Below are 12,526 nucleotides of genomic sequence, written 5' to 3'. Positions count from 1 at the left end.
TCAGCTCCGTGCGATCAGCGAAACGGCCGGGAAGCCACCGAAAGGCAGCGGGTTGCCCTCGCCGAAGCGTGGGATGCAACCCTTGCCCAGCGTGGCGTCGCACTCGTCGAGTTCAGGGTTGTCAGTAACGACGCCGTCCTTGGTCACGTAGGGGCCGGTGTAGCCGCAGTTCGGCCCTCGGTAACCGCCAGTGATGCACCAATGGCACAGCGTCGTAGCCTGCCGGCCGATGGACTCGTTACCGACATCGCCCGGGCTGGCAAGCTCCCAACTGACCGTTTCCCCGTCCTCGTTCGTTTTCTGGTCGATGTACCAGACCTCGATCGTCTCCTGGGTAGGATCCGCCGTTGGGTTGCCGGCCGGAAAGTTCGCCGCGTCCAGGTACGTGCCCAGCGTGTGGCGCATGGTCAGCTTGAACTCGAGCAGATCCTCGAACGCCAGACAGAGCGCTGTGATGCGCCCGTTGACGTTGCCGACCGACAACGTGGGCCGAACCGCCGTGCCGTCACCGTTCGCCTCGATGCCGTCGATCTGCATTGGCCAGGCGCCGTACTCGTTGCCCTGCCAGTAGATCGCCTTCGCGGGCAGTTGATCGGCATTGGCGCCGGCGGCGATCAGTTCGGCCGCCGTGTAAGGGATTGAATGCCCGTGGAAGCGCAGAACATCCGCGCCGTAGTCCGTGCCGTCCAACTCAAAGAGCAGCACATCGCTGCCAGGTTCAAGCACCTGGATGTCACTGATCAGCGGCATGATTACCCCTTATGGAAGAAACGATTGCGTGAATGTCGTGGCGAGGGAGTACATCCCAGCGCCGAGAGACGTGACCGCTGGAGCAGAAGCGCGGTAGAACGACAGATCTCCGAGCGGCGGGGTCCACAAGAACGATTTGTGACCGGCGTGCCGGTCAAGGAAGTCCTTGATCTGAAGCGCGACCGCTTCCTTCACGACGAAGGTCAGCGGCCAGGCATCTTGCCGATTGTTCGGGCCATCTCCGACTACCTGCTCGTACCCGTTGCCGAACTTGGATGTCCGGTTGCGGTACTCGGGCGCGCTGGTGGCCGAAACGAAAGGGCACCAGCTGAATGTTTCAACGGCCATTTACAAGCCTCCAGATCTGCCCGCCGGGCTGGGTTTCTTTGGCGATTTCCTGCTGGGCACCGCGCCTTGCGACATCGGCATAGGCCTGGCCAAGCGCCTGCGAGTCCTGCTGTGAAGTCCCCTCGCCAGCGTTCTGCACCTGAAACGACTGATTGATGACGATCTGCCCAGGCGCTGCCGGTGCTGACGACGAACCGCCAGACAGACCGACATAGCCACCGTCCGCATATCCGCGCTTGTTCAGGCGCGTCAGGTATTCCTTCATCCCCGGCTGGTCCACCACTTCCTTGCGGATGACCACCTCGCCGCCGTGCACAACACCGGCCGGTTCGTATTTGCCGCCCGGTCCGGTGTAACCACCGTCATCGAAGCCTTGCCATTTCGACAGGACGTCAGCCGAATAACCGGCGGCCGTACTGCCCGCCGAAGCAGCTGCGCCTCCACCGCTGCCGAAGGCGGCACCGATCGCGCTCCCGGCAATGCTGGAAAACACATTGGACGCGGCAGACTGCAAGGCCATCTTGGCGATCATGCGGGCAAAGCTCTTGGCAACATCGCCAAAGCTCTGATCGGCGCCGAACGCCCAATCGACTGCAGCATCGGTCAGCCCGTCATACAGCGACGTGAAGGCCGATTTCGCCTGCCCGGTTATATCCCGAGCCTGATTGAGGTAGTTGTCGAATGCCGCCGAGGCACCCAACTGCCAGTCGCTGCGGGCCGCGTCTTCGTCCTCGTAGTACTTCGCCTGCATGGCCAGGCGCTGGTCAAGCGCCGACCGCAGCGCCTGGGTTTCCTTGTCGTACAGCTCGGTGCTGAACTGGTCCTTGTTGCTCTTGTTGTAGTCGGAGGTCAGTTTGTCGAGTTGCGACTGATACGACTGTTGGATGTTGCGCTGTTCCTGCAGACGCTTGCGCTGCTCGTCGCCCAGGCCGATGCCGGCCAGGTTGTTGTCCAGACCCTGCTGCGCGCTGGACAGCTGACTTTTCAGGTTCTCGTCGAACGCCGCCAATTTGCGGCGTGTTTCCAGCCCTTTCTCACGCAGCGTGTTCTCGGTTTCGAGGGCCGCGTTTCGCTTGAGCTGGGCGGTGATCAGTTCCTGGTTGGCCAGCAGCGACTGCTGCTCGGCAGTGAGTGTTTTCTTGCCCTTGATGTCGGCGAGCTGCTGCTCCCACTCGACCAGTTTTTTCGCGTTCGTGCCAAGGGTCTGGCTCGCCGCCGACTGGTCGCCGATGAGTGCGCTCTGCTGCTGAAGCACGGCGTATTGTTGTTTCGCCTGATCCAGCGCCTTGATACCGGCGTTTTCCTGGTACTTCGGCGTCTTGGCGGCCTTCGGATCCTTGTATTTCTCGTTGATGGCGGCGATGTCTTTCGCCTGCTGATCGGCAGAGATCAGCAGCGAGTTGTCACCTTTGGCTTTGGCCTGGGTAACCCGGCGCTCCACCAACAGTCGGTAATCCGCAAGCTCTCGCTCACGCTTTACCGAATTGCTTTCCGTTTCCTTGCGGAGTTTGTCCAGTTTGAGCTGGTCATCCAGCGCGGCCTGTTGCTGCTGCTGGGCGTACCCTTTGGCGGCCGCGCGACGATCCTGCTCGGCCTTGAGCAGCAGCTTTTCGGTTTTCTCCCGCTCGAGCGCTTCCGTGCGGAAGCTGTCATCGGGCGTCAGGTTGCTGAAGGGATCCGCCGGCTTGCCGCGAGAATTGCGTTTGTTACGCGCTGCCGCGTTCTCGGCGATCGCGTTCAGTTGCTCGTCGAGTTTGGCGATCTGCTGATCGAGGGTTTCCTCGCGGCCAACGTTCAGCGCCGCATCCCACGCCCCCTTGGCGGCGCTCTTGACCGCACCCCAGCTCGCCTCGAGGTAGCCGAGGTTCTGCTTGATGGACGTGGATGTCCGATTCAGACCGTCCTCATAGGTCGCGGTCGCCAAAGCGGCCGCTTCCTGAGTCCTACCCTGCTCCTGCAATGACTTGATGTTTTCGTACGTGGTCGCGGTCAGGAAGTTCATCGACTCGTTGAGTTTCAGAATCTCCGCAACCGGGTCCTTGGCGATCTTCTCGAAGTTTTCGACCGTTTTGCTGGCCGCAATCCCGGTCGCCGATTCGTACTTGATGGCGGCCTCGGCGATGGACTCGAAAGCCGCTACCGGAATCCGGGTAGTCGCCGCCAACTGCGCCAGTACCTCGGACGCCTTGCCAACCGTGCCACTCACACCCGAAACCTGCCGCGCCATCGACGCCAAACCGTTCGCGGTGGTGCCGGCCGTGTTGCCCGTCATCGCCAGCGAGGTATTGAACGCCGTGGCTTCGTCGGAACCTTGCTTGTAAGCCAGGGCCAGTACCGCCGCCGCTGCCGCCGCGACCGTGAACGGGTTCACCAGCCCCAGCACGTAACCGCCCAGGGCTTTGGCCGCCGGCACCACACCGCCGAACATGTCCTTGAGCTGACCACCCTGCTGCAGGAAGACCGTCAGCGGGTTTTGACCGGCCTGCAACGAAACGGCGATGTCGGTGAACTGAGCCGGGACTCCCCGAAGGTTCGCCGCGTACTGCTTGGCGGTCTGGCCGTTCTTGGCCATGACCCGGTCTACCTTCTCGACCGCGTCGCGCTGTTCCTTCAGCTTGTTGAGGTACACGGTGAAGTCGGCATTGTCGAGCCGACCAGCCGCGCGATGCTTGCGCAGCTGTTCTTCCATTTTGTCGAGACGGCCATAGGCCCCGATCACCGGGTCAATCTGGCCGACCAGTTTGTCGAGCTGACCAGCCTGATAGGCCGCTTCCTTGGTGGCCGACTTCAGCGCACGCTGGGCACGGTCCATGCCCTTTTCGAAGCCACCGGTGTTGGCCACCAGATCGACCGTCAGTTGGCCAAGTGAATCAACCGCCATAAATCACCTCTTGACCGACTGCAGCAGTCTGAATAGATCCTGCGCCGACGCCTCGGCTTCTTCGACCACCTCGCCACGTTTCGGCAGGAAATCATCGAAGGTGGCTTTGCCGCCGTGCAGGTTATTCAGGATCGTGGCAAGCAACGCAAAACCCTGCTCAATCCGAAGCCCGAGATTCAGCGAACCGGTCTGTTTGGCGTAACGAATCCAGTCCAGGGCTTCCTTGTAGGTCAGGTTTTTCTTGGCTTCCGCGATCGTGCGGCCGCCGATGCCGGCGAGGACGATTTCGTGCCAGAACTCGTCCTCCGGCTCGATTTTTTTTCGAGGATGCCCTCCGGCACCTTATTGACCTCGCCGATCGCAGCGAGCAGCACAATGGTCAGTTGCGCACACAGAGGGCCGTGACCAGTCTCGGCACCGCCCACGATATCGGCGACGGTGAATACCGGTTTTCCGTCCTTGTCGAGGATGCAGGACGCAATCTGCTGTGCAGCGACGTCTGCTCCCTTGTTTTCAGCGTCCCAGCGCCGGGTCACGGAGATGAACGACTCATGGGCGACGTACACCGTGGCTTTTTGCAACTGACCGCCGGAGTGCCACTCAATGTCCTTTTTCACCGACGGGGCGGCGAAAGCGCCGGCGGCTGCCAGCGCTGCGATACTCAGATCCATGGGGCTTCCTTATGGAGTGATGACTTTCGGGACGAAAACCGGATCACCGGACACTTGGATGCCGACGGTGGACTTCACAACGTCGTTCAGCGCGAAGCTGAACGGGAAGCTGTTCATGTAGCCATCGAAGGTGATCCAGGTGCGGGTCGTCGGCAGGTTGAAGTCGACACCGGCGTCGATCACCGCGCTTGCCGCTGCACCGGTGCCAGCACCGCCAGTGAACGCCACGGTCGGAGGCGAGGTGTAACCGCTGCCCGGGTTGGTGATGGTCAATCCCGTCACTTCGCCGCCAGAAACAGTTGCGGTTGCAGTTGCGCCGGTACCGCCGCCACCAGTCAGTGCGACAGTTGGTGCCGTGGTGTAACCGCTGCCCGGGTTGGTGACCGCCAGAGCCGCCACCGAGCCTGGCTGGCTGATGGTTGGAGGAATGCCAACCAGTTCGCCGTTGCTGTTCAGCACGCGCCCGTCGGACCAACCGATCGCCCACAGCAGCTTGGTGCCGGCGGTCTTCAGCTGGTGAAGGCGAACGTGCGCCGGGGATTGCGGATCGATGTTCAGTCCGAAGGACGCCGAGCCAGGCTCTGCAAGACCGGCCTCATATTCCCGGGCGCTGGAGTTCATGCAGGTCGTTTCGATCTGCGCAATGCTGGTGTCGATCCCGTCCAGGGAGGTGAAGCAGCCAACCACCAACAACGTGTTGTTGGCTGGGTCGATGGCATAGAGGTCCGTGCCTTGGGTCTTGATGGTCAATTTGATACTCCCAGATTTCCTTCGAAATCACTTGTGAGCGGGCATAAAAAAACCCGCCGGAGCGGGTCGTTCTTTCAGGTTCCGCCTACTGGCTCACAAGCCAGGCGACGTCGAAGCCTTTGCGGTAGTTGTGCGTGTCCTTGTCTTTGGCGTCGACGCCAAAACCTGTGATGTACGCGTGCTGCGCGATCGCGTTGCGCATTGCCGTCACAACAGACGCTGCTGCGGACGCCGTATCGGCGTACACGTCAACCTGCAGGCCGTAGCGATCCGTATCCGGCACGCCGTTGACGTAGTTGATCGGCGAGCCGCTGACGACTTGCCACACGGCGTAAGGCTTTGGCGTGTTTTCCGGCGCCTCGCCGTGCGGGTAGAGCCGCGTCGGGCCGGTGCCGAGCAGCGCCGTGACGGCCGGCGCGGCGGCGCACACCGTGAAAATGGGTGCAGTCATCAGTTCACTCCCAACTTGATCAGCTGGTACTTCGCCGAGCTGAGGAATTCCTTGAACAGCGCTTCGCGGTTGTTGGCCAAGGCCGGTCGGAGAAACGGTTTTGCCCGGTTCTTCTCGGTGCCCAGTTCAACCCACCACCAGTAGAACGTGTTACCGCCCTTCTGGCCGCGCTTGCGCATGCGCACGCCAACGGAAATGACCACGGCGCCTACTTCCTCACCGATCGCCTTGCGCTCGATCATGGCCAGGTTGGCCGGAATAAAGTTCGCGGTTTCCGGGTCATCGATCCGCGCAGCGCGGTCTTTCGCATCGAGCAGAACGATGTCCATGGCGTCCTTGGCCGCCGGCAGCACCACCTTGCGGCGCATTTCCTCGGTCAATCCTTTGAACCTGGCGGACAACTCGTCGGCGCCCTTGAGGTTGAACCGAACAATTTCATCCATCGCTTACCCCCGAGGTAACCAGAAGCGTCAAATACTCCTTGCGAGAATTCGCGTCAGCCAGTGGAGGCCCGACGATTCCGCAAACGGTGCCGTCATCCAGCACAACACGCATTTGAGCGGTGATACCTTCGCGGCGGCGAATGACGACCCGGCTTTTCGCCTCGGACTGGCCGGCCTGGGCGGCGATGAAGTCGCGTGCACTCAAATCCTCGACCGAGGCCCATACCTTGGCGAACTCGACCCATTGATCAGTCAATTGCTCACCGTTTTGCGGGTCCTGGCTCGTAACCTTGTGCTGGATTTGAACCCGATGCTTGAGTTTGCCGGCCTGCATTAGAAGCGCTTCCTGTACCAAAGCAGCCGTTCGACTGCGAGAGGGACGGCAGAGGCCGCACCGCCGACTACCACCGCTTCGCGATTCGCGTACCAGTGCCCAACCATAAGCAAAATTGCCTGCTCAACGTCCCGAGTGAGGCCCATTTCTTCAGGCTCAGCAGGATCTGTTTCGACCAGCTTGCGATCGCAGTGCTGCTCTACGTGCGCTTTGGCCGCTTCGAGGTAGCCACCGATCAACGCGTCTTCTTCGTCGCTATCGACTCGCAGATGCAACTTCACGGTGGTCATGTCGAGCATTTACTTGGCCTCTTTGGCGGCTTTATCAGCAGCAGCCTTGTCCGCCGCTGCTTTCTCGGCTGCCTTTTCAGCAGCGGCTTTATCAGCGGCAGCCTTGTCCTCAGTTGGCGCGGCGGGTTTGGTGTTCTTCGGCTTCGCAACTTTCGGTTTTCCGTTGGCATCGAGCTCAACGGCCAGGCCTTTGCCGAGCAGCACATGGGCATACTCGTCATCGACGTTTTCGAACTCCTGCCCACTTTTCACCTGCGGCGAGCCGGCGCCCAACAGTTCGGCGTTACCTACAAAACCCCACAGAGCTTTGATTTTCATGCTGCCTCCAGAAACAAAAAGGCCGGCGAATGGCCGGCCCTGAACGGTGGTGGTGAATTACGGCGCAACGGTGAACTGGCCCTTGACCAATGCTTCCTTGCGGCGAACGCCCAGCCCCAGACGCTCTTCAGCAAGAAGAGCGATCTGGTTCTTGATGAACATGTCGTTGATCAGGCCCATCTTAAACAGGTAGGTCATGCGGTCGAACAGGATGGCAGCACGGGCAAAGTTGGCGATCAGGAACTCACCGCCAGTGTCGGCATCCCCTTCATCCATGCTGTCGGAGGTGATGACCGGACGCCCCCAAAGAACTGGGGTCACCAAGCCTTGCAGGTTGGCGAACAGATAGCGGTTTTCACCGTCTTTCTGCAGTTCGATGTTCATCCAGTCCAGCTCGCTCATCACGACGCCATCAGCCGACAGCTTGGACTGTTTGCGCACCTGGTAGATGCCACGACGCACGATGTCGATCGAGGTATCGCCGGCCTTGGTCAGGGCGGCGTCGTAGATGGTAGCTTGGGTCATCAAACCATTCAGGTTCTCGCCAGTGCCATCACCCTTCAGGATTTGGTTTTCTTCTTCCAGCTTCAGGTCGTAGCGCAGCAGCTCCTGGATGTAGCCCTGCATTTGTGGGACATCGTCCAACGCTTCTTCGGTGACCGGCATCCAGACCGCAATTTTTTTCACGCGATCGGTGGCGGCTTCGAAGGTCACATTGCTGGTTGGCTTGGTACCGCCCTCTGCCACCGGAGCTGCGCCGCGAGTGTGCAGCAGTTCTCGGAAGTAGGTGTACTGCTGGCCAGTGACCGGGATCGCAGTGAGCAGATCACGAATGCGCAGCTCCTGACGAATGCCCGGCTGAATGACCGGGTCGTAAATCGGCGCGACAATACCGGCGCTGGTGACCTTCACTTCCTTCATGCTTGCCAGGTCGGATTTGGTGACTTCGATCTCGGCACGGTTGGCCGATTTTTGGGTGAGAGCCTTATAAGCGTCGTCACCCTTGATCATGTCGATGAAGGACTTGCCTTCGCCCGGAACGCCACGCAGCTTGACGCCCTTCTGCTCCAGGTCCTGAACCTGATCGATGACCTTTTGCAACTCGCCCTTCTGGTCTTCGATTTGCTTCTTCAGGTCACCGGTGACCTGGTTGCCTTTCTGGACCTCGTCCATCGCGGCGTCGTACTTCTTCTGCAGCTCGCCGAAACCGGTTTTCAGTTGCAGCTCGAGGGAATCCTTGATGTCTTTAACTTCGCTCATGGCGATACTCCGAAATGATGGGTGAACAGTGTGGAAATGTCTTTCAGCTCATCCACGATCGCCGTGGCCTCGCTCCCGCCATCACGGCGTAGCGCGGTATAGCCGAGCGAAGCGACCGCCGCCGCTTCCTTCTGCGAGAGCCCCACGCGTTCGCGAAGAGCCTTCTCGAAAAGCCTGATGTCGGACTTCACGCTGAGGACTTGCGCCTCGGGGTTCATGCCGAACGGTACGAAGGAAGCCTCCCAGAGTTCGGCCTCCTTGATGAGGCGAACACGCCGGCCGGCGCGATCCTCGAAATCTGCCTTAATGGTGTTGAAACCGATCGACATGCTGTCGAGGATTTCTGCTTTCATCAGCTCGTACGCATCGCGGGCGTAGCTGACGTTTAAGTTGACCCGCCCTTTGAGCAGAAGACCGTGATCGTCCTGCGTGTAGTCGGCCGCCCCCACCAGTCGAGTCAGGTCGTGATAGAGCGCGAGTTTGAGCTTGCCCCCGCGAGTCGCCTTAACCCGGGTGAACGCACCCGGCAGGATCACGTCATCGCCCAGGTCCACGTTATTGAAAACCGCCGCGTAGCCCTCGAAGTTACCGGCTTCGTCAACGGACTTGAGCTCAAACGGAACTTCAAGATTGGACATTCTTTTCCATCTCCCACCGGGTGACCCGGTTGTATTCGGCGCCTTCCAGGGGAGGCAGGTTTTCCTTTACGCGGACTTCGTTGATGGTCATCCATCCAGAGCCACCTGAACCTCCAAGCGCGCTGCCGTAGTACGTAGCGCGGCCAGCGCTATCAGCACGCAGCAGCCCCTCGACGGTGAACTCAGAGAAGCGCGATTTGACCCGGTAGAGTTTGTCGTTGAGCTCGTCCTCCACCGCGTCGACGTAGGGTTTGAGTCCGAAGGTGATGAACCCGGTGAGCTGTTGCTCCAGATTCGAGCCCATGATTGATGTTTTGCCGGCGCGGTTGGCCAGCCATAGCGGCACCCCGTAGATGCCGGCAATTGCCTCTTCCTGGAACTGCTGGGACTCGATGAACTGGGCATCCTTCTGGCTGATACCCGCTGGAACGATTTTTGGGTTTCCCTGCAGGATGGCCATTTTCCCAATGTCGTCGACGTCGGCCTTACGCACATCGGGAAACTTCTCCATCACCTGGGCCTGCTGGGCCTTGGTTAGGAATTGCTCATAAATCACGTAGCCGCCAGTGAAACCGCCTTTGCGCATGAACCGCGCCGACCATTGCTGGCCAGCCTTGGCCAGGCCCATGGTTTCAGCCTGGTGCTCAATAGGAGAAAGGCCGATGATTCCGTCCAGGCTAAACAGCTTGAAGTGGAGCATGTGCTCAGGAGACACAGGGTAGGGGTCTCCCTCGCTTGGCGTGACCAAGTAGAGAAGGTCGTCTTCAGTGTCGATCCTGACGGTCCGACCATCCAGTGGCACCAAGCCGATCGGATCGCCGTTCCTGTTTCGCTCGATCAAGGCGAACGCATTGCCGCGCAATGCCATATTTACGACCACGAACTTCAGAAAGTTCAGCATGGTCATGTAGGGATTTGGCTTTCTCAGCAGCTTGAGCATCCGATCATTGCTGTCGACAAGCGATCGCCCTCCCTGCTTGTCTTCATACAGCTTGAGCGGCAGGCCGCTAAGCGATTCGGAAAGGATCTTGACGCAGGACCAGACCATGCTGATCGACAGCGCCGTTTTGGTGGTGACCTTTACACCCGACTTGGTGCGCTTGCCCCCGACCTCAAGATCGACCTCGACATAGTCGCCCGTAGCCGGATCGGTATAGCCGAAGAAGCCCCAAGTCGCGGGGTTGTACCATTTGAATGCCATGGTCAGCCTACTAGTCCGAAAAAGCCGTTATTGAGGTAGTCATCCATGCCGCCGCGCGCCTCCGGATTCAGTGCGAGCAGTGAAACGGCGTTGAACGTAGCCATGAGTGGGTCGATTTTTGCGGTGCCCGAAGCCTGTTTTGTGATCAAAAAGGCATTGGCGGACGGAACGCCCTTGGCGTTGCCGCAAGCCCATGCCATCAGAGGCTGACCGCAATGCAGTAGCGCCCCTTCGGCGAGTTTTCGCTCGGTGGTTTTGATGGCCCCTGTCAGCTTCCAGCCCTGAGAAATACCAATTACCTGGTCTTCTTCGATGCCGGCGTCGGCCAACGCGTCGAGAACCGCGCCGATTCCAGCCGGGTCGAGCCCAACCTTGTCGAGCAACCCGGCCTCATTGATCCGAGCGACAGTCGCCGCGAGATGCGCGACGTCATCGCCGATCTTTTGAACCAGCGTCAGGTCGCCTACCGCCGCCAAGTCCATCAAGCGCGGCGCTTCGGTCTTCCGCCTGGTCAGCACTGAGGGATGGGCATATGCATGAGCCCAGTGCAGCCAGGTGCGCGATTCTCTAACCCGCCCCATGACCGCCAGTCCCAGCAAGTCATCGAGACCGCCACCGTCGACGCCCACCACGATCACCTCGCAGCGCTCAATGAGCGAATCCAGCGACAGGCCCTTCTCTGCTTGCGGCTCCCAGAAGTCGGCGCCGACCCAGCTGTCTGACATCAGCGCTAGGCCAATCTCGATGTTGAGGAACTTGGCCAGAAACCCTCGAACCTCGGCCTCGCCGTCGAGTTCTGCCTGCATAAACAGCCGCTCGAGGGTCGGCCTGTCCACCGAGTACCCCATGTTGGGATTCACCAGGTGGAAATTCTCGGGTCGGCGAGCCTCGCCGCTCTCAATCATCTCCGGCGGAAACTCGTAGATCACCGGAAGGAAGCGAGGATCTTCAATTCGGCCCTCGCGCACGCCGCGCGCGTAGCTGAGTTTCGACTTGAATATCCCGGCCGGCGGCTCGTTTGACTGAGTCGTCAGCCAGATGATGAAGCCTTCAGGCCGGGATAGCAGGCCGCCCGTTGCCTCCCGAATCATGTCCGGCGCCTTGACGTTCTTGCCGAACAGCCAGGCCTCGTCGATCAGGACGCCCACGGCCTTTTTGCCACCGACTACGTCACTATCTGCCGCCACGACCTTCAGCGTTGCGCCCGTCTCGCGGTGCGTGATCAGCTTGAGATGCGGCTGAACGTGGAGCAGATCGCTCAGCTCTTCGTCGTGCTTGACCATGGCCGCGCACGGCTTGAACGCGTTGTCGGCAATCTCTTTGGTCGGTGCCAGGATGATGAACTCGGCTTCCAGCCTCCAGTTGCGAATCAGCGCGGTCAGCATGATCGCTGCCGCAATCGTGGACTTGGAATTCTTCTTCGGAATGCAGAGGAAGTACTCGCTGATCAGTCGATGGCCTGTTTCGCTGTTGTAGCTGCCGAAGATCGCGCCGGCGAAATCCAGTACCCAGGGTGCACATGCCGTTTCGATGGTCGGGCAGCCAGGGGCATCCACGATTTTCAGCGAACGGAAGACCTCCAGCCCTTCCTCGGCCTCGGCAGGAAACAGCGGCGCCGGAATGATTGATTCGCCCACAGAGAGACGCTGCCACCAGTCAGGGCAGGCAGTTGTCCAAAGCATTGGCTACTTCCTTACTACAGTGAGCGGCGGCTTGCCGGCGGAGTATTTGCCCTTCCCCGCCTCCTTGGCGGCCTGCTCTTTCAGTTCCTTCTTGCCGGCGTCACCCTTCTTGCCATGCACATAAGGCACAGCGGTCTGGGCGGCGTTGCGTCGATCAAAAACCTTGGCCCTGGGCTCGTTCATCAGCGCCAACAGCCAGACCAATGGGTCTTCAGTAGTAGGAAGGCAATCGAGGAATTCGCCGCCGGCTTCTTCCGTCTCGGGAGCTTGGTCGGATGACTGTTCTCGGCGTTTTCTGGACTTCTCAGGGTTAACACTGAGCTCAGCTCGGCGAGCAAGGATTGCACTTGCAATCTTGGGGTCATTGGCCCATCGGGAACCGGCTGCGGATGCCGTCGAAGCCTTACATCCTGCGGCTTCTGCCGCTTCTTTGTTTGACGCACCCCGGGCTTTTGCGTCAACAAACTGTCGCTGTTTGTCTGTTAACACCATTAACAAAAAACCTTAGG

At 60.0% G+C, this 12,526-nt stretch carries 16 protein-coding genes; all 16 read right to left on the bottom strand.

The genetic code is table 11. The annotated features are described in order from the left end of the window. Positions 1-750, bottom strand: coding sequence for a phage minor tail protein L (locus QLG12_RS15730; RefSeq protein ID WP_282474870.1), 750 nt, complete (start codon positions 748-750; stop codon positions 1-3). Between the two features lie 9 nt (positions 751-759). Continuing rightward, positions 760-1,098, bottom strand: coding sequence for a phage tail protein (locus tag QLG12_RS15725; protein WP_282474869.1), 339 nt, complete (start codon positions 1,096-1,098; stop codon positions 760-762). Next, positions 1,088-3,979 carry a phage tail tape measure protein gene (locus QLG12_RS15720; RefSeq protein WP_282474868.1) on the bottom strand — a complete coding sequence of 964 codons (2,892 nt, stop codon included), beginning with the start codon at positions 3,977-3,979 and terminating at the stop codon, positions 1,088-1,090. The genes QLG12_RS15725 and QLG12_RS15720 overlap by 11 nt, the downstream gene beginning before the upstream one ends. Before the next feature lie 3 nt (positions 3,980-3,982). Continuing rightward, positions 3,983-4,123: a hypothetical protein gene (locus tag QLG12_RS28695; RefSeq protein WP_349016998.1), complete on the bottom strand. Its 141-nt coding sequence runs from the start codon at positions 4,121-4,123 to the stop codon at positions 3,983-3,985. An 86-nt stretch (positions 4,124-4,209) separates the two neighbouring features. Beyond that, the gene (locus tag QLG12_RS15710; RefSeq protein ID WP_282474867.1) at positions 4,210-4,650 is read right to left on the bottom strand and encodes a phage tail assembly chaperone family protein, TAC; all 441 of its coding nucleotides are present in this window, start codon (positions 4,648-4,650) and stop codon (positions 4,210-4,212) included. A gap of 9 nt (positions 4,651-4,659) precedes the next feature. Beyond that, a complete protein-coding gene (locus QLG12_RS15705; RefSeq protein ID WP_282474866.1) occupies positions 4,660-5,400 on the bottom strand; it encodes a phage tail tube protein in 741 nt (246 codons plus the stop codon). An 85-nt stretch (positions 5,401-5,485) separates the two neighbouring features. Further along, positions 5,486-5,851, bottom strand: a complete 366-nt coding sequence (locus tag QLG12_RS15700; protein WP_282474865.1) for a DUF3168 domain-containing protein — start codon at positions 5,849-5,851, stop codon at positions 5,486-5,488. After that, positions 5,851-6,294, bottom strand: a complete 444-nt coding sequence (locus QLG12_RS15695; RefSeq protein ID WP_282474864.1) for an HK97-gp10 family putative phage morphogenesis protein — start codon at positions 6,292-6,294, stop codon at positions 5,851-5,853. Before QLG12_RS15695 ends, QLG12_RS15700 begins: the two co-directional genes overlap by 1 nt. Further along, the gene (locus tag QLG12_RS15690) at positions 6,287-6,628 is read right to left on the bottom strand and encodes a phage head closure protein (protein WP_282474863.1); all 342 of its coding nucleotides are present in this window, start codon (positions 6,626-6,628) and stop codon (positions 6,287-6,289) included. The genes QLG12_RS15695 and QLG12_RS15690 overlap by 8 nt, the downstream gene beginning before the upstream one ends. Then, positions 6,628-6,927, bottom strand: coding sequence for a head-tail connector protein (locus tag QLG12_RS15685; protein ID WP_282474862.1), 300 nt, complete (start codon positions 6,925-6,927; stop codon positions 6,628-6,630). Before QLG12_RS15685 ends, QLG12_RS15690 begins: the two co-directional genes overlap by 1 nt. Beyond that, entirely contained in the window at positions 6,928-7,236 is a 309-nt protein-coding gene (locus tag QLG12_RS15680) for a hypothetical protein (RefSeq protein ID WP_282474861.1), read from the bottom strand. It lies immediately after the preceding gene. A 57-nt stretch (positions 7,237-7,293) separates the two neighbouring features. Then, positions 7,294-8,496, bottom strand: coding sequence for a phage major capsid protein (locus QLG12_RS15675; RefSeq protein ID WP_282474860.1), 1,203 nt, complete (start codon positions 8,494-8,496; stop codon positions 7,294-7,296). Continuing rightward, positions 8,493-9,134, bottom strand: a complete 642-nt coding sequence (locus tag QLG12_RS15670) for an HK97 family phage prohead protease (protein ID WP_282474859.1) — start codon at positions 9,132-9,134, stop codon at positions 8,493-8,495. The genes QLG12_RS15675 and QLG12_RS15670 overlap by 4 nt, the downstream gene beginning before the upstream one ends. After that, entirely contained in the window at positions 9,121-10,335 is a 1,215-nt protein-coding gene (locus tag QLG12_RS15665) for a phage portal protein (RefSeq protein ID WP_282474858.1), read from the bottom strand. The genes QLG12_RS15670 and QLG12_RS15665 overlap by 14 nt, the downstream gene beginning before the upstream one ends. 2 nt (positions 10,336-10,337) lie before the next feature. Next, positions 10,338-12,017 (bottom strand): terminase large subunit, encoded by a 1,680-nt coding sequence (locus QLG12_RS15660; RefSeq protein ID WP_282474857.1) that lies wholly within the window; start codon positions 12,015-12,017, stop codon positions 10,338-10,340. 3 nt (positions 12,018-12,020) lie between these two features. Continuing rightward, positions 12,021-12,509 (bottom strand): terminase small subunit, encoded by a 489-nt coding sequence (locus QLG12_RS15655; RefSeq protein WP_282474856.1) that lies wholly within the window; start codon positions 12,507-12,509, stop codon positions 12,021-12,023. Positions 12,510-12,526 lie beyond the last annotated feature (17 nt).

The sequence above is a fragment of the Pseudomonas sp. V88_4 genome (genome assembly GCF_029967985.1).
GTDB classification, from domain to species: Bacteria; Pseudomonadota; Gammaproteobacteria; order Pseudomonadales; family Pseudomonadaceae; genus Aquipseudomonas; species Aquipseudomonas glycinae.
This window is presented reverse-complemented; position numbering and strand designations above follow the sequence as displayed.